At 38.2% G+C, this 23,856-nt stretch carries 18 protein-coding genes; 2 read left to right on the top strand and 16 right to left on the bottom strand.

Annotated features, from left to right (window positions below; all coding sequences use genetic code 11):
* Nucleotides 1-45: 45 nt before the first annotated feature.
* The 5 genes from CC204_RS18890 to CC204_RS18870 all read right to left on the bottom strand — a co-directional run bounded on the left by CC204_RS18890 (nucleotide 46) and on the right by CC204_RS18870 (nucleotide 7,202).
* Nucleotides 46-1,281 (bottom strand): MFS transporter, encoded by a 1,236-nt coding sequence (locus CC204_RS18890; RefSeq protein ID WP_088271584.1) that lies wholly within the window; start codon nucleotides 1,279-1,281, stop codon nucleotides 46-48.
* 155 nt (nucleotides 1,282-1,436) lie between these two features.
* Complete coding sequence (allB, locus tag CC204_RS18885) at nucleotides 1,437-2,804, bottom strand: allantoinase AllB (RefSeq protein WP_088271583.1); 1,368 nt, start codon at nucleotides 2,802-2,804, stop codon at nucleotides 1,437-1,439.
* Between the two features lie 97 nt (nucleotides 2,805-2,901).
* Nucleotides 2,902-4,362: an allantoin permease gene (gene allW / locus CC204_RS18880; RefSeq protein ID WP_088271582.1), complete on the bottom strand. Its 1,461-nt coding sequence runs from the start codon at nucleotides 4,360-4,362 to the stop codon at nucleotides 2,902-2,904.
* Nucleotides 4,363-4,509: 147 nt separating this feature from the next.
* Nucleotides 4,510-5,787 carry an MFS transporter gene (locus tag CC204_RS18875; protein ID WP_088271581.1) on the bottom strand — a complete coding sequence of 426 codons (1,278 nt, stop codon included), beginning with the start codon at nucleotides 5,785-5,787 and terminating at the stop codon, nucleotides 4,510-4,512.
* A gap of 206 nt (nucleotides 5,788-5,993) precedes the next feature.
* On the bottom strand, nucleotides 5,994-7,202 hold the full coding sequence (locus CC204_RS18870) for a pyridoxal-phosphate-dependent aminotransferase family protein (RefSeq protein ID WP_088271580.1): 1,209 nt from the start codon (nucleotides 7,200-7,202) through the stop codon (nucleotides 5,994-5,996).
* A gap of 178 nt (nucleotides 7,203-7,380) precedes the next feature.
* Between CC204_RS18870 and CC204_RS18865 the strand changes: the two genes are divergently transcribed.
* Nucleotides 7,381-9,018 (top strand): PucR family transcriptional regulator, encoded by a 1,638-nt coding sequence (locus tag CC204_RS18865; RefSeq protein WP_088271579.1) that lies wholly within the window; start codon nucleotides 7,381-7,383, stop codon nucleotides 9,016-9,018.
* A gap of 43 nt (nucleotides 9,019-9,061) precedes the next feature.
* On the opposite strand, the gene arcC is transcribed toward CC204_RS18865, so the two are convergent.
* The 7 genes from arcC to allC form a co-directional block, all read right to left on the bottom strand.
* Nucleotides 9,062-10,000: a carbamate kinase gene (gene arcC, locus CC204_RS18860; protein WP_088271578.1), complete on the bottom strand. Its 939-nt coding sequence runs from the start codon at nucleotides 9,998-10,000 to the stop codon at nucleotides 9,062-9,064.
* Between the two features lie 179 nt (nucleotides 10,001-10,179).
* Nucleotides 10,180-11,448, bottom strand: a complete 1,269-nt coding sequence (locus tag CC204_RS18855) for a YlbE family protein (RefSeq protein ID WP_088271577.1) — start codon at nucleotides 11,446-11,448, stop codon at nucleotides 10,180-10,182.
* 69 nt (nucleotides 11,449-11,517) lie between these two features.
* On the bottom strand, nucleotides 11,518-13,275 hold the full coding sequence (gene fdrA, locus CC204_RS18850; RefSeq protein ID WP_088271576.1) for an acyl-CoA synthetase FdrA: 1,758 nt from the start codon (nucleotides 13,273-13,275) through the stop codon (nucleotides 11,518-11,520).
* 456 nt (nucleotides 13,276-13,731) lie between these two features.
* The gene (allD, locus tag CC204_RS18845) at nucleotides 13,732-14,781 is read right to left on the bottom strand and encodes an ureidoglycolate dehydrogenase (protein WP_088271575.1); all 1,050 of its coding nucleotides are present in this window, start codon (nucleotides 14,779-14,781) and stop codon (nucleotides 13,732-13,734) included.
* 439 nt (nucleotides 14,782-15,220) lie between these two features.
* On the bottom strand, nucleotides 15,221-16,288 hold the full coding sequence (gene allD, locus CC204_RS18840; RefSeq protein ID WP_088271574.1) for an ureidoglycolate dehydrogenase: 1,068 nt from the start codon (nucleotides 16,286-16,288) through the stop codon (nucleotides 15,221-15,223).
* 23 nt (nucleotides 16,289-16,311) lie between these two features.
* Nucleotides 16,312-17,097 carry a (S)-ureidoglycine aminohydrolase gene (gene allE / locus CC204_RS18835; protein ID WP_088271573.1) on the bottom strand — a complete coding sequence of 262 codons (786 nt, stop codon included), beginning with the start codon at nucleotides 17,095-17,097 and terminating at the stop codon, nucleotides 16,312-16,314.
* Between the two features lie 18 nt (nucleotides 17,098-17,115).
* A complete protein-coding gene (allC, locus tag CC204_RS18830) occupies nucleotides 17,116-18,342 on the bottom strand; it encodes an allantoate deiminase (RefSeq protein ID WP_088271572.1) in 1,227 nt (408 codons plus the stop codon).
* 179 nt (nucleotides 18,343-18,521) lie between these two features.
* Between allC and CC204_RS18825 the strand changes: the two genes are divergently transcribed.
* Nucleotides 18,522-19,382: an alpha/beta hydrolase gene (locus CC204_RS18825; RefSeq protein WP_088271571.1), complete on the top strand. Its 861-nt coding sequence runs from the start codon at nucleotides 18,522-18,524 to the stop codon at nucleotides 19,380-19,382.
* Between the two features lie 61 nt (nucleotides 19,383-19,443).
* Here CC204_RS18825 and tig read toward each other — a convergent pair whose 3' ends face one another.
* From tig to CC204_RS18805, 4 genes are all read right to left on the bottom strand, one after another.
* Nucleotides 19,444-20,727: a trigger factor gene (tig, locus tag CC204_RS18820; RefSeq protein WP_088271570.1), complete on the bottom strand. Its 1,284-nt coding sequence runs from the start codon at nucleotides 20,725-20,727 to the stop codon at nucleotides 19,444-19,446.
* A 139-nt stretch (nucleotides 20,728-20,866) separates the two neighbouring features.
* Nucleotides 20,867-21,991, bottom strand: a complete 1,125-nt coding sequence (locus CC204_RS18815) for a zinc ribbon domain-containing protein (protein ID WP_088271569.1) — start codon at nucleotides 21,989-21,991, stop codon at nucleotides 20,867-20,869.
* A gap of 305 nt (nucleotides 21,992-22,296) precedes the next feature.
* Nucleotides 22,297-22,770, bottom strand: a complete 474-nt coding sequence (locus CC204_RS18810; RefSeq protein ID WP_088271568.1) for a GNAT family N-acetyltransferase — start codon at nucleotides 22,768-22,770, stop codon at nucleotides 22,297-22,299.
* Nucleotides 22,771-23,085: 315 nt separating this feature from the next.
* Nucleotides 23,086-23,682, bottom strand: coding sequence for a DUF805 domain-containing protein (locus tag CC204_RS18805; protein ID WP_088271567.1), 597 nt, complete (start codon nucleotides 23,680-23,682; stop codon nucleotides 23,086-23,088).
* Nucleotides 23,683-23,856 lie beyond the last annotated feature (174 nt).

Below are 23,856 nucleotides of genomic sequence, written 5' to 3'. Positions count from 1 at the left end.
ATACTTCTAAAAACACAAAAGTAGCTTTGACTTCTTTATATATTCTCAATGGGCATTACTTTTTGCAAACCGATTTATCAGGTAAAATAGGATCGTTCCTAAACAAATAATGAGAATCGCAAGATAAAAAGCATACAGCTTGGTTCCCGTGATATCAGAAATTTTTCCCGTCAATGATGGAACGATCACAGAAGCTGACATCCCGAAAAAATTGAACACCCCATACATCGTGGCGATACTCCCTTTAGGAGCCCCTTCTCCCAGCCACGAAATAATGATCGGCTCAACTGCTAATTTGCCAAAAAAACCATAGGCCATAATTCCGATCACCAAAATTGTTTGATTTGTTGCTGTCACAGTCAGAAATAAAACGAATGCAGCCAGCAATTCTAGCAGAATGATCAACTGGATTTTTTTCTTAGGTATTTCATCCGCAACTCTACTAAAGACCAAAGCACCAGGAATTGCTGTGAAAAATACAAGTGAGGAAGCTAAACCTACTGAGGTACCTGAGAAGCCTTTTTCCGTCTCCAAAAAATTAGGCAGCCATGTATCGATCAGATAGTATGTATACAACGTCGCGAAATATAAAATATACGCAGAGATCATTCTTGGTTTGAACAGTTCTTTGACTGAACGATGCTCTTTGTTTTTTGATTCATCCTTCGCTAAAGTAGTTTTTTTTGGTGTTTCCATACGAATATAGCGACTAAACATGAACACTGCTAATAGAATCAAAAAAATCGTCATGAAAATCAATGTTTGCCAAGGTAATTTTCCCGTGCCAACCAAATAACTCGAAGAGACCAAGCCTAAGCCGCTGCCAATCGCTGTACCACTGTTGACAACTGCTGTTGCCAAACTGCGCTTAGACACTGGCACATATTCTGCTGTGAGAGAATAAGCAACTCCATAGTATGTGCCACAACCAAGCCCCGCCAGAACACTTCCTAAAAAGACAGTACCGATCGTCTGAGCGGTTCCTACGATCAACGCGCCCAATCCAAACAATAAAAAACCGGGAAGCAAAATTTGTTTTTTTCCGATTCGATCCACTAATATCCCAGAAGGAATTTGCATACAAACATAACCTAAAAAATAAAAACTGGAAATGTGCCCCAACTGTGCGTCACTTGCTCCGCCAAAATAGTCACTGATGATCGGATAAATCGGTGTTAAAACCGTTCGATAGATCCAAATAACGATCCAGCCTATCGTTAGTATGTAAATAATTTTCTTCCAATAAGGTACTCTTTCATTCCGTTCGCTCTTTCCGTTCATTATTCACAACCTCCTTTATTAAACTAGCACGCCTAAAAAGATCTCTGCTTCTTGAGAAATGTTGCACAAGGATAAGCATAAGAAAGGTCAGACATTAACAATTAGCATGACGATGTCTGACCCTCTTTTGATTATTCATTTAAAATCGACAAGCTCTATTTTTTGATAAAAGCTCCAACAAATTCTGAGGACACTCCTGAATCTTTGGTATAAATAACATGTCCTCGCAAAATCGTCTGCATCACTTGAGCACCGATCTCACGTCCAATATAAGGACTGATTTTATTGCGATATTCTAAATCTTCTGCTTCTAACGTATATGGTGCATTAGGTTTGATCAACACAAAATCGGCATCTTTTCCAACACTGATCCGTCCTTTTTGCGTTAGATCATAGCGGTCTGCTGGATTTGCAGCGATGATATCAGCAAATTGCTTCAAGGACATTCCTCTTTTTTGAACGCCTTCATCATAAAGGACATCCACATTGTTTTGGACACCTGAAATACCGCCCCATGCTTCAAAAGCATTCTCTTTATCCTTTAAATCAGGCGTACAAGGTGAATGATCGGATGTTACAAAATCAATTTCTCCAGCCAATACTTTCTCCCACATACCCTTTTGATTTTCTTTGTCACGAATCGGTGGTGAGCATTTAACAACAGGGCCAATTGCATCTAGTTCATCAAGATCGAAGTACAGATAATGGGTACATGTCTCACATGTCACATCAACACCTTCTCGTCTTGCTTTGGTCACTTCCTCCACGCCTTCTGGACAAGCAATATGGCAAATATGGATGCGGCAGCCCGTTTCTTTCGCAAATAAAATTGCTCGACGGATCGGCTCAACTTCTGTAAATACAGGTCGAGTTGCTACATAAGCTTTTAGTGTTGTTTCCCCGTTTTTATAAGCAATTTCTCCTAATCTATCGGTAATCGCAGCATTTTCGGCGTGAATTGCTAATACTTTTCCTGTCTTAGCAATCTGCTTCATTCCTTCATACAAAGAATAGTCATCAACATTCATAAAATCACCATCGATACTTCGATCGCCGCACGTAGCCATAAAGCATTTATACGCTGCAACGCCACCATCATCTAATTCTTGAATGCCCCCAGTCAAATTGAATGGCACTAAACCGCCAAATGAGCCGACATCTGATTTTAATTTTTCTTTACCTGCTTCATATTTTATACCTAACGACTTTCCATCGACCGTAGCTGGTACCTGATTTAACGGCATTTCCATAAAAGATGTCACACCGCCCTTTGCACAAGCAGCCGTTCCAGTGATGTAACCTTCCCATTGATCACGATATCCACCACCGGGATCAGTGATATGGACATGCGCATCCACCATTCCAGGGCTAACAACTAAACCTGCTGCATCTATGACTTTCTCAGCATCCCCTAAATCACGACCAATAGCGGCAATCAAACCGTCTTTCACAGCAACATCTGTTTTGACTTCGCCAGACTCTAAAATCACTAACCCATTTTTAATCAATAAATCGTAGCTCATGTTCGTTCCTCCTATTTTTAATAGCTAAATGACCCTACTTTTTTAGAATTTCATCTAATCTATTCAAATCATATAGCTAGTTGATCCAATTATTTTACTACTTATTTTTCAAAAATTTTCTTAATAATAGATATAGACAAAATGCTGAAGCAAAACCTGCTAGCCAAGAAACATCGGAAATAACTTTGAACGCTGGAATAAAATGACCGCTCAAGCAAATAACCAATGCTACGATCGTTGCTATATATGCTGATTTGTCTAATCCTTTATACCGATTGCGGCTATTGTCTTTCGATTGATCCATGTACAGTTGATCCAAATCGATCGTTTGTTTTTCCACAAAATAATAATGTGCAATCATTGTCCCAGCAACTGGTCCCAAGACCGCACCAATCGTGTTCAAGAAAATAAATATGCTGGCTGAATTTTCCATCAGCTTCCAAGGCATGATCAAAAAACTAATGATACTTGCCAACAGCACACCCTTTTTATAATCAATTTTCTTCGGAAATAAAGCACATAATTGATAGGCAGCAGGAATGATATTCCCTGTAGCATTCGTCGAAACAGTCGTTAATAAGAAAACCAACATCGCCACAATGATCGCAAAGGAGTTTTCCCAGCGGTCAACGATGTTCAAAATGTTCCATTCCTGAATTCCGTAATGAATCGAACCGCCAATCAAAATAGCCACACTAGAAAAGGCAAAGATCCCATAACCGACAAGTAAACTAGCTGTTTGCCCAATCGTTTGGTCTTTTGTCGATTTAGCATTTTGCGTAAAATCAGAAACACTTGCTCCTGGTGCTGCCCAGACAGCTAAAACGGAATTCATGATCATAAAATAAACAAAAATCGGCGAAATATTGTGAGATGCTCCCGCTACATTATAAGATAAAATCGGTCCAATTCCGCCCGCTACTCGAATTGCCCAAATTGCCATTCCACCGAATACAATATAAATCAGCGGACTTAAAATTGCCGTAAACTTATTAAGAATATCTCCCCCACCAAGCCCAATCAACATATTTACCACCCAGAACAGGGTAAACGCAATCAAACCAGGAATCGAAATACCCAAAATCGTTGTTCCTCCGCCAAGTGTTAAAAAGCCGGGCCAGATTTTACCAATCAGGATCAATAACGCTAAAGAACCAGTATAATTCTGCAGCCCAAACCAAGCAATCGCCGCTACGCACCCTCTAAGAAAGCCGGGTAACTTTGCACCAATGTCACCATAGGTCGACCGTAAATGCATAGCAAAAGGGATCCCATATTTTGAGCCCGCACGACCATTGAATGTCATAAAAAGAGCAACTGCTAACGCACTTAAAACTAACGCCAGCATGATGTTGATCGGTGATAACCCTAAAAACAAAAACCCGCCAACAGCTGTGTAATTGGGAATATTGTGTACCGAGCCCATCCATAGCGTAAAGTAGTTCAATTTTCCCATCATTCGTTTAGACAACGGCTTAGGTAATAAATCATCATTGTACCCACGCTCTCGGAATTCCTGGAGTTCTGCTTCTGTAATGTGATAATCTTGGTGTTCCATTTCTTCGCCTCCTTTTAAGCGTTTTCATAAATGTGCAATAAAAATAAATATCCCATTGAGTACTCCTTATTGAGCAACAAAAAGATGTGTTTAAATTCCTTAAACTATTCAGTTCCAGAAGTTAAACACATCACCTTATTTACTTATTTATTCAGCCGTTTTTTTCTTAAGATTAGCCAATAAGAACAATGCAGTTCCTGCTACCAATAAGATAACTGAAATATAAAAACCCATTTCTTTTGAACCAGTGGCATCTGAGATTGAGCCTGTTAAAGTTGGGGCAATCACAGAAGACATCATACCGAAAAAGTTGAATACGCCAAGTGTTGTTCCAATCCCAACTTTAGGTGCATTTTCACCCAACCAAGAAATGATGATCGGCTCCACTGCAAGCTTTCCTAAAAATCCGTATAAAATCAAACCTACTAATAATAATGTTGAGTTTGTTGCTTGAACTGTAAGTAAGAGCATGATTGCTGCTAAAAATTCTAAAATGACAATAAATTGAACTTTTTTATGCATAAATTTATCTGCCAAACGGCTAAAGAACAATGCCCCAGGAATAGAAGCAAAGGCTACAAGAGAAGCAGAGAAACCAATAGCCGCTCCTTCAAATCCTCTCTCAGTTCCTAAAAAGTTTGGCAACCAAGTAACCGTCATATAATAAGCATAACAAGTAGCAAAATATAACACATACGCAAATAACATTTTTGGTGAAAATAATTTTTTCATTGACACATGTTCTTTTTCAACAATTTCTGTTGTCTCCGTTTTTACTTTTGCTTCCTCTACAGCAGATTGAGCTAAAAATTCAGCATCTTCTTTATTATTACGAATAATTGCGATAAACGCGATCAACATCACTACGATCAACGCAACAGAAATATACATCATTGTTTGCCAAGGAAATTGTAGTTGAACCACTAAGAAACTAGATAAAATCAAGCCTAAACCTGAACCTACTGCAGAACCACTATTAACGATCGCTGTTGAAAAACTTCTTTTATCTTGGGGAATATTTTGAGAAGTTAGTGAGTAAGCTGAGCCATAAAATGATCCACAACCTAAACCAGCTAAAACACTACCAAAATAAATCATTGAGATGCTCGTTGCTTGAGAAATCAAAAATGCTGCAATGCCAAACACGATAAACCCAGGGATCAAGACTTTTTTCTTGCCGATTTTATCTACTAAAAATCCTGCCGGAATCTGCATCGCTACATAACCAAAGAAATAACAAGTAGAAATAAATCCTAATGCAGTATCAGAAATATTCCCTCCAAGGGACTCATTGATTTGCGGATAAGCAGGTGATAAAGCTGAACGGTAAACCCAAATCGTTACCCAACCGGCACATAATAATATGACAATTTTTTTCCAGTAATCCATTCCTGAACTCTTTACTTTTTCATTTGTTGCATCCATGTCTTTTCCTCCAACTGTTATTTTTCTATATATAATTCTAGACAAAGTTTGTGCATTTTGCTAGGGGATATATAGAGAAACCACTTCTTTATTCGCTTTAATTGTAAGCGGTAGCAATCTTTCATTCATCATTACTTTTCACAAACTTAGCAAAAAGTTTGTGCAAAACGAACAATAAATTGTTCTTTCACACAAACTATGTGATTCTATTTTTTATAAATTGCTAAAGCGGCTTTCACTGCTTCACCTTTAGCAATATCAGCACCATAATAATTCAAAGCGCCTTCTAACGCTGATAACACATGAAGAACATTACTTTTACGGCTACTATAGCCCATATTTCCAATTCGCCATACTTTTCCTTGTAGTGCACCAAAAGAAGAAGCGATCTCAACAGCAAAATCATCTAACATCAACGCTCGTACCTTTTCACCATCGATCCCATCAGGAATCATGATCGGTGTAACTGTCGGCATTTTGGTGCTTAGTTGACCATAAAAACCAAGTTCCATCGCTTCGATACCTGCAACGATCGCCTGATCATTCAGTGCATGTCGAGCATAAACATTTTCCATCCCTTCTTGGATCAGCATTCTCAAGCCTTCATGCAGACCATAAATCATACTAGTCGCCTCCGTATGATGATTGATCCGCTCTTCACTCCAATAACGCTGCAACTGACTTAAATCAAGGTAGTTACTGCTGATATGATTTTTATTTCTAATGTCTTTACTCAATCCCAACTCTTTTTGATACCGTGCATCCAATACTTTTTCTACTCGTTTATTATACGTGATCAAAGATAGACCCGACGGCACACTCACACATTTTTGTGTGCCTGCAATTGCAATATCGACAGCCCATTCATCTACTTCTAAAGGCACTCCGCCATATGTTGCGACCATGTCCACGACAAAGAAGAGATCCTTTTCCCGACAATATTGACCAATTTTATCCAATGGCTGCATTTGACCATTAGCTGTTTCACCGTGAACCATCGTTACTATTTTTGGTTGAAATTCTGTAATCGCTTGAATAACTTCTTCTTGTTCAAAAGGTGCATCCCACTCTTTTTCAAGATAACGGATTTCTGCTTGTGCCCGTTCACAAATTTCACCTAATAGATAAGCAAAACGACCATAAACAGGAATCAATACTTTATCTCCAGGTTCGATCAATGCAATCAATGCTGCTTCTAAACCAGAACGAGAGGTACCATCAACCGCAAACGCCTGCTCATTTTTTGTCCCAAAAGGAATTTTGATCATTTCCTTGACTTCATCCATGATTCGAAGAAAAGCTGGATCAAATTGACCTAAAATAGACGCTGACATCGCTCTTAAAGCCACCGGGTGTGCTTCTACCGGCCCTGGTGTCATAATCGTTCTGCTTGGTACTGATATTTCTGAAAACATAACTATTCCTCATTTCCGTTTTATTTCCATCGTACTCTTATATCAGCAAAAGTCATTGTCTTCATTAAACAAATATATACAATATTCAGTTAACATGCACAAACCATTCTTGAATCTGGATACGCTATCATTTACAATAGAGATATTCTGATTATTGTATATTCTAGGAGGCAATTGATTGACTACTTTAGAAGATTTATTGAAAATACCACATTTTTCTGATTTAAAATTATTGACACACCCAGCACAGATAAATACGATCGTTGAAAGTATCGAAATATCGGAAACACCTGATGTGGCTAACTTTATTCCTAAGCGAATTTTTCTACTAACTACTGCTATGGTATATAAAGACAATCAACAAGCGCTGATTTCATTGATCGATTCATTGAAAGAACAAGAAGCTGCAGGAATTGGAATCAAGGTTGGTCGCTTTATAGAAGCAATTGATCCTGAGGTCGTTGCTTATGCAAATAAAATTAAATTTCCGATTGTTCAAGTCCCCAGCACTCAACCTCTAGGCGCATTGTTGCATCAACTTTTGAATTATTTATGGGACACAAAAACAGAGCAATTGAGTTATGCGTTAGATATCCAAAAACGTTTTTCAGACTTGCTGATCCATGATGTCAGTATTGCACGATTCATTGCCGACTTCGGAAAGATGATCAACACGCCGGTGATTTTACTGAGTCCTTATCGTAAAGTAATTGCACACTCTAAACACTTTACTCAAACGTCTAAACCTGCAGAGTATTATGTGGAACAATTAGTGGAAAAATATAAGCATTGGAATGAAGATAGTCATGCGTCGTTCATCATTAATGATCTAAATCAGCAGCCTCTTCAAATTGCAGGCTTTTCAGTAACAGTCAATACCTATTTCCCACATTATTTATTGATCTTGAACCCGGAACAAGTTCCTTATCCAATGTCTGAGTTTGCAGTGGAGCAAGCTTGTCTAGTGCTTTCTTTCATGTTGTACAAAAATCAAAAAGTTCAAGAATCACTTGATCTTTTGAAGAGTGATTTTTTAAGTCAGCTGATCGAACATCAGCAAACTCCTCACCAAGTCCAACGTGACTGGCTTGATTTAGGTGCCAATTACGGTTTGAAGAAAAGCACGCAATACCAAATCGTTTATGCCGTCTGTAATCAAACGACCACAACCGCAACAAAAATCAAATACCAACAAGAAGAAAGTGATGTGGCTTTTCAATGGCTTGAAGAAAGTTTGCCGCTAAGACTGAAAAACACAAGTGTTTTCAAAATAAAAAACACAAATCATCTTGCTATCTTGATTCAAAGTAAAGTAAATGACTTGGAGCAGATTTTACAGGAGATTTCACTCCAGCTCTCTGATAAATTACCGATCACACTTACTTTTGCTTTAGGAAATCTATATGAAACTGCTGAACAGATCGCTAGCTCATTTATTGAAGCGAAAACCGCTTATGAAGAAACCTTGGCGATGACTGAGACGCCATTGATCCATCGTTATCATCCTAAAGGAATGAAGAGTCTTTTTGAAAAAATGAGTGCTGAAGATGTTCATTACTTCTGTGAAACAACCTTGAAAGAACTCGCTTACCCGATCGAAGATTCCTTTATCGAACTCAGAAAAACACTTAAATGTTACTTGAGCTTTCAATGCGAGATTTCTAAAACAGCCAAGGAAATGTACCTACATCGAAATACGATCAAGTACAGAATCGATCACTGTGCTAAATTGTTAGGTAAAAATATTCAAGACCCTATCAACAGCCTGAATTTACGTCTGGCATTAGAATTATCCGAACGTTCAAATCAACACTAAAAAAAAAAGTTGACCTATCATAAAGAGTCGGTCAACTTCTTTTTTATCCCGTAATTCTTGTTCCTGCTTGTCCTGATAAAGCTAAATCTGCTTCTTCTAAAGAACAGATAATGGCTGTTTTGCCTTGCTTCGCAAAAGCAATTGCTGCCTCCATTTTAGGCCCCATGCTACCATCTGCAAAATGTCCTTCATCCATATATTGTTGCGCTTGATCAACAGAAATCGTTTCCAGTTTCTCTTGGTTTTCTTTGCCATAGTTGATATAAACATTACTTACATCGGTCAACATCATGAATGTATCTGCATCGATTTGTTCAGCTAATTTTTTACCCGTACGATCTTTGTCGATCACCGCTTCGATTCCTTTAAGTAACCCATTTTGACAGCGGACTACAGGAATCCCTCCGCCTCCTCCAGCAATCACGATCGTATTTTGGTTTAATAACTTAACGATAGCATCTACACCATGAATTGCTTTTGGCTGCGGCGATGGAACTACACGTCGGTACCCACGTCCGGCATCTTCCATCATGACCCAGCCTTTTTCTTTTTCCATTTTTTTAGCTTCTAATTCAGAATAGAAAATACCAATTGGTTTATTTGGCTGTTCAAAGGCATCATCTTCGGCAGACACTTCTGTCTGAGTTAAAAGAGTCACCACATTACTAGTCAGTCCTTTTGTTTCCAAAGAGTTTTTCAAACTCTGTTCCAACATATATCCGATAAAGCCTTGTGATTCCGCATTACAAACATCTAGCGGAAATGGCGGAACGACATCTTTAGCTTCTTCATTTTGTCTTAAGATATTTCCTACTTGTGGACCATTTCCGTGCGTCAACACAATTTGATAATCTAATTCTTCGATTTTTGCAATCAATTCTGCACTAAGCTTTACATTTTCTAATTGTACTTCCAAAGTTGCTTCTTGATTTGGTTTTAAGATCGCGTTTCCGCCCAGTGCGATCACGACACGATTTGCCATATTTCTTCCTCCATTTTCTTAAAAGTCATTTTTACTAAACCCGATTGACTATTTAGGCATAACAAATAACGCTTGCTGAAGTCGCTTCTTTCTTTAGCAACGATAGTAAGTGGTCTAATTCGATTTATTCTTTTTAAATCAGAAGTTAGTAGGCTTGATGCTACTAACTTCTGAATGTATTACTCTGTAAAACCTAATTTCTTTGCATAAGCTAAAACAGCTTTTTCAAAACAATCAATCGGCGGCGTAACTGTTCCAGCGCCAATTTGACCTAAGCCCGCTTTTTTGTTGGCAATTCCTGTATTGATCACAGGAAGGATCCCAGTTTCGACAACTTTTCTAGCATCGATGCCTAAACAAATCCCTTTGAAATCCCATGTTGGAACAGGGAAATTAGGGTTTGTATCAATACAGATTTCCGTCATTTCTTCACTTGTATTCAGCGCGTCATAGAATCCGCCTGAGCCAACAAAACGAGTAACCGCTGGAGCAGCAATCATCGCCATACCGCCGACACCAAAAGTCTCTGTAATCGCGCTATCACCCATATCCGGTGCTGCATCCGCTTCACTGAAGCCTGAGAAGTATAATCCTTGAGGTGTATTCACAGGACCAGTAAACCACTCATCGCCCATTCCGGCAATGCGAATCCCGAATTCATGTCCATTTCTGCACATAGCAGTGACGATCGTTCCTTCTTGAATTTGTCTAGCCCCATCCATCACCGCTTTTGCTGAAGCCATCATCACGTTTAAGAAGAACTGATCTGTATCAGCCAAAAACTGGACAACTTCTTCGCGTTTCACTTGATCGATATCTGTTAAACCAACAATGATCGGTGCCATTTCTTTTAAGAAAGCCAATGAAGCAGCAATATTTCGTTGGTGGAATTCATCTCCCATAGCGATCGCTTTTGCTACTAAAACATTGATATTCAATCCATCTTCCTTTGTTTTCAACGCTGCGCTCAACACAGGTGCTAACGTGTCTCTCATCCATCTTAAACGAGTAATCACTTCATTTGAATAAGCACCAAAACGTAATACTGCGCCGATTCCTTCATTCATTGTACAGAATGCACGATTACCGTCTGTTTTATTTTCAACGACTAATACCGCCATATTCGCAGATGTGATACCACCCATAGGACCTACAGCATTTACGTGATGACAAGGAATCAAAGTGACTTCTCCTGATTCCAGCATTTCTCTAGCTTCTTCTTCAGTATCGCACCATTCTTCGAATAGAGCAGCACCAACGCAAGCCCCTTGAATAGGATCGACCATCTTATCATAAGTGATTGGCGGTCCAGCATGTAACAATACTTTTCCTTCATTCAATTCTTTGATCACTGATTTTGCCGGAACTACATCCAGTAGGAAAGGAGAACCGGCAACGATTTTGGCAGCAACTGCCTGATTTGCTTCATCGATTGTTTTATATGACATTTTTTGTTACCCTCCGTTGAAGCTAAACAAGCTCCTTTTTTAAAGAATGACTTGTTTAGCTCGATCATCTTATTTGCCTAATTCTACTTTGCTTAAAAATTGTAATGCTTTTTGTAAGGTGATATTTCCTCCTGCAACTGGTTGCCAATCGTATTGAACAACATTACCGCCATGATTGGTAATCGCTTCTGAAAAACTCCTTAAACCAATATTAATAAAGCCTTGATTTGTTAATAATGCCAGCATTGCTTCTGATGGCGTTATTGTAATCGGTGTAACGGTTGGTTGCGGTACGATTGCTTTTTCTTCCTGCTTCAGCGGATGGTCCAAAATTGCTAATGCCATGCGAACAGCTTGAGCATTACTATCACACAGTATCACGCCGGCTTCCTTCATGATTGCTTCTTGTTCATGAATATTTTGAGGATCTTCATCTGTACCAACAATTGTACCAATAACAAATAATTCTCTACCTTCATTTTTTGCTTGCGCTTTTAATTCTTGAATCGTCGGAGCAAGTTCTTGTGCCATATTGGCATGAGAACCATAGCCAAGTACAACATCCAACAAAATGATCGCTGTTTCAGGATCTTTCCCTACTTCTTCCAACATTTCTTTACGTTTAGTTGGATCGATCATTGGATGCGGTTTGCCTTGTGTATAAATATCATCCCCTAAATCGATGATTTCATGTCCCTGATTTTTTAAAATGAATCCTTCTGGTGCATGCTCTCCATCAGATAAAGTTAAACCTTCCTTAATCAGCATTGCTGCTTCATACGCAAGTGTTCCACCGGAGTATAATCCTTTAACATATTTTTGTTCAGATTTAAGAGCATGTGCCGGTACGTTCAAAATCTCTTTTTTCGCTTTAACAGTTTCTTTATTCAATAATTGAACAGCAATTTGTGCTGCTTCTTCAAGTGTATAGGCACGGTAAAGATTTTCTTCATGTGTTTCAGGTTTTTCACCTAAGAAAATCGTTACTGCAGGCTTAGAAACACTTCTTAAAAGGTTCAGAACTTCATCACGAACTTCTGGTGCAGGTGGTTTAGAAATTACAACAATGACTTCGGTATTAGGATCTTTCTCCAATGTCATGATACTGTTTTTAAGAGTGATACCACCGATCTCAGCTTTTAGATCACGCCCGCCAGTACCGATTGCATTCGTCACTCCACCACCTAATTTATGGATGATCGTCGTTACTTCCTGAATTCCCGTACCAGATGCTCCAACGACACCGATTTTTCCTTTACGAACAGCATTGGTAAATGCAACAGGAATACCATTGATAATACCAGTACCACAATCAGGTCCCATTAGTAAAAGTCCAGCTTCATGGGCTTTTTCTTTTAAGCGCTTTTCATCTTCGATTGCAACATTATCACTAAAACAAAAGACATGTTTGCCCTCATCCAATGCTTTTTCGATTTCAAGTGCTGCATGTGTTCCAGGAATAGAAAATACAGCTACTCCAGCGTCCTTCCCTAATTCAAAAGCCTTATCCCACGTTTTGGCTACTTCTTCTCCAGCGCCATCTCCGCCGCCTTTTGTTTGCTCTTCTAAAAATACATCGATCTCTGATAACACTTGGTCGATCAAAGAATCATCTTCGATATCTAAAACGATCACCATATCATTTGATGATGCTTTTTCTAATTCATCCGTATATAAGCCACCGGTTTTAAAAATATCTTTATTCGCCGGAGTCCCCATCATAACAGAGACGTTGTGAACACCATCAATCGTATTTAATTTATTTGTCAATAACATCAATACGATGGAATCCTGATAGCTGTTCGCTTTGATTATAGTATGCAGCATTGAAATTCCTCCATTTGTTTAAAAGTGTAGTGAGCTCGTTTACGCTCGACTGAAAAATAGGAAAAATTGATTGTGACGTTCTTTGTCACACTCCATTTTTATCTTTTTTCCGAGAGCTTAGCTCACGAAACTGGATAAGTTTAAAAGTGTTGTAAACTCGTTTAAGCTCTTATCGAAAAAATGTTCAACTCTTTCTTACGAAAGTCTTGTACTGTTCATCATCAGCTCAAATATCTTCGCTGTGATTCTCAGCAAAATAGGAAAAATTGATTGTGACGCTTTCTGTCACATGCAGATTTTATCTTTTTTCTGAAGAGTTAGCCTATGAAACTAGATAAGTTTAAAAGTGTTGTAAACTCGTTTAAGCTCTTATCAAAAAAATGTTCAACTCTTTCTTGTGAAAGTCTTGTACTTTTCACCACCAGCTCAAATACCTTCGCTGTGATTCTAGGCAGATTATTCTGCAAATTTATTTTTATGATCATAGCGATCATAATGTATATCATCACTGATCAGATATTGATAAATGTCATCGACGATCTCAATTCCGTTTTCTTCATAATTCTTTTCTCGTGCGCGTCCTCGTTCACCAGGGTAATTCACTTCTGCAAATCCCGGACTGGGACTGATTTGTTTGATTTCATCCAGCATTGCTGAAATATTTTTTTTGAACGTATCAATACCAATAAAGAATTCTGGATTGATCACAATGTGAAGTTGACCTAGTTCTCTTCCTTTAGATAAATCATGATACATTGAAGAAACATGTTTGCCGAATGGGACGCCTAGCAAAATCCCAGATAGCACATCCACCATCATCATCAAACCATACCCTTTTGGTCCTGCGATCGGTAATAAAGCATTAACTGCTGTAGAATCCGTTGTTGGATTGCCTTTTTCATCGACTGCCCACGAATCTGGAATGGCTTCTTTTTTCGAACGAGCATGTAAAATCTTGCCCCACGCTTGAACAGTCGTTGCCATATCGAATGTGATGATCCGTTCATCATTACTCGGTGCAGCAAATGCGATCGGATTCGTGCCAAAATAGGGCTCACTGCCGCCAAATGGTACCACCATCGGATCGGACTGACAAACAGATAAAGCAACCATATCCTGCTCTGCTGCACGCTCCACATAATAAGCAAGGGCTCCACTATGAGAAATATTACGTACACCAACAACTGCTACCCCATTTTCTTTTGCCATGTCAATTGCATGATCCATTGCTAATTTTGCTGCCACAAAACCGGAACCATTATCTCCTTCAAATATCCCGCAGCTTGCTGCAGTCTGCTCAAAAGAAAAGGATGGATCATTTGTAATGCCGCCTTTAGCAATTCTTTCGGAATAATATTCTACACGCATTGCCCCGTGCGAATGAATCCCTCTAGCATCAGCAAAGGTCAAAACATCGCTGACAATCGCCGCATGCTCCTTTGATAACCCTGCTTTTGCAATTTTGTCTTGGATCAATTGATGTAACTCTGCTTTCGTAACTCTCATAAGTGAATCCCTCCTTCTAATAAAAGCGGAAAAAGCCGTTCAACCTTGACTGAAAAATAGGAAAAATAAAATGTGGTGCTTTTTGCCACAATTTATTTTTATCTTTTTTCCGAAAGGTTGGCTTGTACAGCTGGATAACAGTAAAAGCGCAACAAATCGTCTAATTCTGTAGAAATTAGGAAATTGACTTTGAGACGCTTTCTGTCTCACTGGCAATTTATCTATTTTCCTAAGAATTGATTTGTGTAGCTAGATAACGATAAAAGCGGAACAGGCTCGTCAGGCTCTGACAGAAAAATAGAAAAAATCGATTGAGACGTTTTTTGTCTCACTCTATTTTTATCTTTTTTCCGAAGAGCTAGCCTGTATAGCTGGATAACATAAATATTCAACACTTTCTTAAGAAAGTCTTTTGCTTTTTTACAGTAGTTCAGTCTAATTATTTCTTTTCACCAAAAGCATTCGTATTTTCATAACGATCATAGTGTAAGGTATCGCTTTTCAGATAATCATAGATGTCTTTTACGATCTCAATACCCTCTGTCATTGATTTTTCATAATTGATTTGATTGATCTCACCTGGATAATAAACCTGATCAAAACCATCTGCTGCTGGAATCTCATGAAGTTCTTCAACCATTCCATCGACAGAAGCCTTAAACATATCCAAATCTGTGAAACATCTTGGATCGATCAAAATATACATTTGGCCAACATCGCGTCCTTTAGTGATATCATCATACATCGATGATACATGTTTTCCGAACGGTAAGCCTAAAAGCATACCAGATAAGATATCCACCATCATCATCAGTCCATATCCTTTTGGTCCTGCGATCGGCAATAAGCCATTGACTTTATGCGGATTTGTTGTAGGTTTCCCATCTTTATCGACTGCCCAAGTATCGGGAATATCTTTATTTTTAGAACGCGCATCCAATACCTTGCCCCATGCCTGAACTGTTGTTGCCATATCAAAAACGACCGGCTCATGATCTTTTCTAGGAGCAGCAAATGCGATCGGGTTCGTGCCAAAATAATTTTCTTTCCCGCCAAATGGGACAACCATTGGATCAGACTGACACATTGCGATCGCGACTAAATCATGCTGAGCAGCTTTTTTTACGTAATAAGAAAGTGCACCACTATGACTGATTTTGGAAATACCGACAACAGCTACGCCAGATTTTTTTGCCATATCGATCGCATAGCCAAGGCCGACATCCGCTACGTATTGTCCAGCTCCATTTTTCCCATGGACGATCCCTGAGCTTGGTCCAGTTTCTTCAAATTCAATTTTTGGATCAAGAGTTACGCCACCTTTGTCGATTTGTTCTGCGTAATACTCCACTCTGACAGCGCCATGTGAATGGATACCGCAAGCATCTGCAAATACCAAGTGTGTCGCCACTTCCTCTGCATGCTCTGATTTCAGACCTGCTTTTTCTAATTTATTTTCAATCAAATCATGCAATTCCTCTGGTTTCACTACAACAGTTTCATTCATTCTTAAACTTCCTCTTCACTAAATTAAATTTCTGGATCACGGTTACAATCTTTTGAATAGACATACATCAAAGGCTCATCACGACCAACAGCATATGCCGCTTGTTGTACATAAGAACTCATAAAGATGTAATCCCCTTTTTCGACTGGCATCCATTCGTTATCCAAATTGTACATCCCTTGTCCTGAAAGTAAGTAAGCACCGTGTTCTTGATAGTGCGTTTCGATATACCCATGGCTAGCTCCAGGTTCAAATGAAAGGATGTGGAAATTCATGTCAAAACCTAAATCTTTCGGTAAGAAATCCCATAATAGAACATCTTTCATTCCTTCATATTCAATCGGTTCAATGTCATTGACGTTGCCTACGACTTTATGTGCTTCATAGCCTTCTAATGGTTGATACCGTTTTTTGTACAAGAAAATCTCTGTATCAGCATCTTGACCATTTTCTAAATACATCAATGTGCTTGCTGGTAAATACACATAACCGCCTTTTTTTACTTCGTGTGTTTCGTTGCCATCACTGACTTTTAAGACACCATCGATCACGTAAACGATCGTCTCGATTCCTTCACCGCCAAAACCACGTTCATTTTTACCATCTTTGTGAAGGGTAATGATGTAATCGACAAAATTTGCGCCTAATTGTTTTGATCCTAGAATCGAACAATCACAATTTTCAAAACCTGGAATCACATTATTCACTAATCCATCGTGAGGGATCAGTGCGTAATTATTTTTTTTAATGACTGCTCTTGATGATAGTAAACCGTCAAGATAGCCCGTTTGATTATTTTTATACCCCATTTTATTTTGCCTACTTTCTTATTTATATGCTAATTCGTACAACGTACTTGCTAATACTTTTACGCCGTTGACTAAATCGTCAATGTCTGTCGCTTCTGCTGGATTATGACTGATCCCATTGATACTTGGAACAAAGATCATCGCTGTTGGGAAATTAGGTGCGATGATTTGAGAATCATGCCCAGCACCACTATGCATCACCTTATAGTCCATATGCTCAGCTTTCGCAGCCGTTTCAATTGCTGTTACGATTTCTTCATTCATTGGAACTGGTGCTTCGTCCATCCATAGATCGATATCGATTTCTAATTCATGTTCTGCAGCGATTTTTCTCATTAACGCTTCGATTTCTTGCGTAAATGTATGAAGCTCACCGCTATCCGTATGACGGCAATCCATCGTGAATAATACCTCACCAGGAACAACGTTCACTGTATTTGGTTTTGGTTCGACCTTACCGAAGGTCAACACTAGCGGATCACCGACTTCAAGCGCACGGTCTATTGCTTGTGAACAAATTTTTGCAAAGCCGTAGACTGCATCTTTACGATAGCCCATTGGCGTTGTTCCTGCATGATTTGCTTCACCTTTTAAGACGATCGTATATCTTCTTTGTCCAGCAATATTATTGACGACACCGATTTGAAGGTTTTCTTTTTCAAGAACTGTTCCTTGCTCGATATGAATTTCTACGAATGCTTTGATATCTTTTCGAACAGCTTTCGTTTCATCTCTAAAATCAAAGCCATGGCGACGCATTTCCTCCACAAATTTCAAGCCTTCAAAATCAGCGATGTCGATAACATCTTCTTTTTTCGCTTCACCAACGAAGTTTTTACTGCCCCAGAAAACAGTTGGGAAACGGCTGCCTTCTTCTTCGGCCATCGAAATAACTTCTAGTGAGCGTTTTGGTTTGCCATGAGTTTCTAGCAAATACTGAATCGCTACGTAAGCTGCGATCACACCAAACTGACCGTCTAAGTTGCCACCATTAACAACAGTATCTATATGTGAGCCAGACAACACTGTCTCTTCTGGAAAATCCGTTCCTTCTACTCTACCAAAGAGGTTCCCGATCTCATCAAATGAAGCGGTCAGACCGATCGCTTCTAATTTTTCTTTCACAGTTTTCTGTGCTGCCAACCATGAATCAGAGTACAGTAAGCGTGTCATTCCGCCGGTTGGATCATTGCCAATATTAGATAAAAGCTCGATATTTTCTTGCAAAACTTTCTTTAAATCCATTTGATACATCTCCCTCTTTTGTTATCATATTCATTGTAAGCGGTTCCTGATTTTCACACACTATACAACTTTCACAAATTAACTCTTATCTTTGTGCGCATTAAACATAAATATTGGGTTTACATGGGTTAAAATAGAAATAAGTTCGTGAAACTATTTAAAATTACGGAGGAATTCTCATGTTAAAACAAGAATTTTGTTATAGTCAACTAGATGATTTACTGTTATCCATGACGTTTTATTCTAATGAGCGTCTATCTGAAAGTAAAGCGACATTGCTATATTTTCATGGCGGTGGTTTAGTGTACGGCGAGCGGGACGATTTGCCCATTTCTTATTGTGAGCTACTTGTAGAGAACGGCTACAATCTATTAACTATTGATTATCCGTTGGCACCAGAATGTAAGCTTTCGACGATTGAATCGTCTCTCCAAAAAGCAACTGACTGGTTTTTAAACAACTATCAGACAAAATTAGGCTTACCCAAAGCTGATTACTTTTTATTTGGGCGTTCTGCTGGCGGTTATCTGGCTTACTTGCTCTCTTCTAAGTACCAAAAACCTGAGCAAAAAGGACTGATCAGTTTTTATGGTTACTATGATTTGACTGATTCCCGTTTTAGCCAGCCTAGTAGTTATTATAACCAGTTTGCTAAAGTTGCACCACTGACAGCTCAATCGTTGATTTTTTCTAAACCAATAGCTCACGTTTCTATCAATGAACGTTTTTCTCTTTATTTATCAGGTAGACAATTTGGGAATTGGCTGAGTTATTTAGTGAAAGCTCCAAATGAAAAAAGTACCTTTAGCTTATCCGAAGCAGATTTGGCGAACTTACCACCAGCTTTCCTGACACATAGCTCAGGTGATCAGGATGTACCCGTTGAAATTTCCAGAAAAGCAGCTACCCTCATTCCAACAGTCGTTTATGAAGAAGTCTCAGATTTACCACACGATTTTGACCGTGATTTAAATAATAAGGAAGGTCTGCGTATCTATCAAAAACTAATCGACTGGTTAGATCAAATCATTTTGCAATGACCATTTTCAGCGAAACAAAAAAGACATTCCTTATGAAAAGGAATGTCTTTTTTTAGTTGAATTATTTTTCTGTTGCAGTTTCAGTGATAACTTCTACTGCTTTTTTCATGCGAATGTCATGTTTCAACATATCTTCTGTTAAGACACGTTTTACTTGATCGATCGGCATGTTGTATTGTTCTGAAAGATCTTTGATTTCGTTTTCGATCTCTTCTTCAGTAATTTCGATATCTTCAGCAGCAGCGATCGCTTCGATCACAAGGTTTGTTTTCGTACGAACTTCTGCTTCTGCTTCAAATTGTTTGTGCAAGTCAGCTTCTGTTGTACCAGTTAATTGATAATACATATCAGGTGCGATTCCTTGACGTTGCATGTTGTTCAAGAATTCATCCATTGAACGGTGTACTTCATCATGTACCATGACATGTGGAAGATCAACGATCTCAGCGTTATCAACTGCTTGACGAATTGCTGCTTCGTCTTTAGCTTCTGTTGCTGCAGCTTCTTTAGATTCTGTTAATTCTTTACGGTATTTTTCTTTTAATTCGTCTAATGATTCTACTGAATCATCAACGTCTTTGGCAAATTCATCATCCAATTCTGGTAATTCTTTTGCTTTTACTTCGTGTACTTTCACTTGGAAGACAGCTTCTTGACCAGCTAAGTCTTCAGCTTGGTAATCTTCTGGGAAAGTTACTTTTACTTCTAATTCTTCGCCAGCTTTTTTACCAACTAATTGGTCTTCAAAGCCTGGGATGAATGAGTTAGAACCTAATTCTAGAGAGTAGTTTTCCCCTTTGCCGCCTTCAAAAGCAACGCCGTCTTTGAAGCCTTCAAAGTCGATAACAACAGTGTCGCCTTCAACAGCTGCTTCATCTTCTTTGATCACTAATTCTGCTTGTGCTTCTAATTCGCGTTGGATGCGTGCATCTACGTCTTCATCTGTTACTTCACGGTCTTGTTTTTCAACTGTTAAGTTTTTGTATTCGCCTAATTTTACTTCAGGTTTTACTGTTACTTCTGCAGTGACAACCCAGTCTTCGCCTTTATTCATGCTTTCAACGTCGATTTTTGGTTGTGATACTGGATCGATGCCAGCTTCTTTTACAGCTGCTTCGTAAACTTCTGGTAATACAGCGTTCAACGCATCTTCATACAAAGCTTCTTCACCGTACATACGGTTGAATACTTGACGTGACACTTTTCCTTTACGGAATCCTGGTACGTTAAGATTTTTTTTGACTTTATCAAATGCTTGTTTCAAGCCTTTTTCAATTAGTGTTTGATCAACTGAAAAAGTTAACACACCATCGTTGGTGCCTTTTTTTTCCCATTTCGCAGACATTTGTTTCCCTCCGAATAACTTAATTTTATACATGAATTGATGTTATGCATACCTTTAAATAGTACACTATAGCTAGTTAAATGTAAACATTTTAGGCGGGAAGAAGCGAAAATATTCACGGATTTTTGTATTTTTTCCTTCATAAATTATTTTTTTTAGCTTTAGCGTTCTTGAGTGCTGTTGCTAGACACCCTAGCAGATAAACGCCAAGTAAAACAGAGACGATCAATCTGATTGGTTTAAACATAGCGATAGCTACAAGAAAAATAAGTAAAATAGTAAAGCTGAACGGATTTTTATAGGACTGAACTTCCTTTTTTTCGACAATCGTGCGCGCTTTTTCTATGGTCGGCTTACTCCCGTCTATAGCTATATCTGCTTGCTCCGTTCCAGTGATCAATACTTGGTAATTTTTCCCTTTATATTTGTAAAAAACTTGCCAAAATGGGACATAAAGATAATCGGAAGCTATTTCATATTTTAAAGAATCGATGTTCAGCTCTTTTACCTCACTGCTTGATAGCTTAGATTTAGCTAACTTCTTTGCAGAAATCGGAATATGTTTTTTTACTATTCTTGTGATCGCTTCGACACTTTTAGGTGACACAGTTAAGTATGAATCATTTTCCCGCTCTTCATTTTTGAGTGCTCTCGCTCTTTCCATGAATTTTTTGCAATCAACTTTTTTGGCAAAACTTTGAACTTCTAAAGAAAGCTCTGTTGTGATCAGATAACTCTTGATCGAAGAACTTTCAAAATGATCCTGTACGTTTTGCCACTCCATCACTTTTCTTTTCTTCTCAACACCATTTATTTCAGCATATGGTCCCCACGTTTCCTGACCGATATCCGCACTAAATATTGCCTGATATTTAATAGTCGCGACCATATAAGGAACATATAACGGCTTTATCTCTATACTTTCTATTTCTCCTTGAGATAAATCATTCTTAGCCAACCATTCATAAAAAACAGTTTTGGCCTGATCTTGTGAAACCTCTAAATCCAGCTTTTCTTGTTTACCAAAAAAAGCTTTGTCTAAGCCCATTTGATCATTCAAAGAGAATGTAGAATGACAATAGTCACACTTAAATCCCCCCATGTAATGATCAAGATAAGAGCCGCAATTTGAACACAGAAATGCTTGTTGATCACTATTTTCCTGCTGCGGCATCATGCAGTAAGAACATCTTTGCGCATTAGGATCAGCCATTGGAGCGCCACATGTCTTACATTTATTTTGAATCAGATGTGCGTTTTCCATTATTACCTCCGATTGAACTGAGCTGGTGATAAAAACAACTCTTTTAAATTTCAGTCCCATTGTAGATGTATAAAGTCATTCATATTATAGACAACAAATCCTTTATCATCAACAGTCTCTTTCTTTGATCACTAAAGGATTCTTCTAGCAAATAAAATGACCGGCCGCTAAATAATCCGTTACGCGACATTATTTTTTATCAAAAATAGCAACATAGCGGAACTAATGAAGAAGTTTTCACTAATTAATCACCATGTTGCTTTCTATTTATACCAATATAAACAGTCAACTGCATTTTTTATTTATCACAGTTCATATTCCATACAAATCGATGTCTCCATCTCTTCATACGGCGGGAAATTTGGAATTCTCGTAAAGCCATATTTTTCATAGAATTTGACCGCACCAAAAAAATAAATATCCGTTTCCAAAATCAACTTCTGAAAACCCTGTTTCTTCGCTTCATCAGCCAAAATATCTATCAACTGCCAAGAAATCTTCTTTGAGCGATATTCATTTTTAACAAATACTCGTTTGATCTCTGCATGATCTTGATCAACCCTTTTAAGTGATGCGCAACCGATAGGCTGCTCTTGATCATAGGCTATAAATACCAATTGATTTTTACGAGGCTCATTGAAAAGAGAGTACGCTTCGTTATCTTTTTCACTGTAGCTTTGATGGTCTAAGTCTTCATCCAACAATCGACATAGATAAAGAAAATGTTCGTCTTCTGAGGTTGTCTTGACAATTTTGATTTCTGGATTCTGTTCTATCATATCATTTTCCTTTCTATCACATTCTTAAACGTTCTTATTCCTAATAGCTTCTTTAAAACATCCGTAAATTCAGTTTACTACTTATAAATGTTCAAATCTATTGATAATTTTTTTGCCTTCAAATTTGTTTGATTCATACGATTTACTGTTTTCCTCACCACACATATATCAAAACACGTACTAAAAAAGCTTGGATACTTGAGTATAATAGACAAAAAAAGACAGGGAGAGCCCTGTCTTTAAATAAATATCAAAATCAGAAATAAGCTACATGCTTTATCATTCATCGCTTTCAACTTACTGCTTTGATTTGAATTATTCTGAGATATTTTCGTATGCACTAGAAAAAATAGAGGTTATAATAGGATTCTTGCTTTTAGTCGCCAACATATTCGTTGGTAAAAATGGACATACAGAGACGAACGTTGCTAATGTCATAAACAAGAAAATAAACAATGGTGAGCTGTTACTCATCATAGTCGGTGCTGAATAACTATCAGAATATTGATAAAGCATACTTGTGATCGAGCTTAAAAATGATGAATAAAAACTCAACATAAAGGTAAGATATAATCCGTAATAAACGACCATCAGCGCAAGTATCGCTTTGCTCTTTAATCCTACATCTCTTAGTCTTCTAACTGTTAATGCCAACATTGGGACAACTAATGCTAGAGAAAAAATGACAATGATAAATAATAAAACAGGGCTTACAGATGACTCATAATAAGATCGGCTGGCAGCATTAATACTCATAATAATAAATAAAATGACATAAATAAGAGCAATACATAAATTTGCCCACCAATAGCCTGCACGAGTTGAACGCCCTCTAAAATCAGCATAACCTTTCCAAAAATCTTTTACCGCTTGGGGAAATGAAACTTTCCCAGATTCTTCAATAGTTTTCATAAACTACTCCTTTCTCCATTACAATAGTTTACATTGTGTCAGTAATTTTTTCAAGAGATTTTTGTACTGTTCTGAAAAAAGGAGTAAAAAAAGATTTATGGCTACCGGCGCAATGATCCTTTTATTTTTAAAGTCATCATTGTAAACTGAGTTGAGTTTCTTAAATACTATTCG

Origin of the sequence: Enterococcus wangshanyuanii (assembly GCF_002197645.1) — a bacterium.
Taxonomy (GTDB): Bacteria; Bacillota; Bacilli; order Lactobacillales; family Enterococcaceae; genus Enterococcus_L; species Enterococcus_L wangshanyuanii.
Note: the sequence above shows the minus strand (reverse complement) of the source record. Positions and strands in the feature narration are given on the sequence as shown.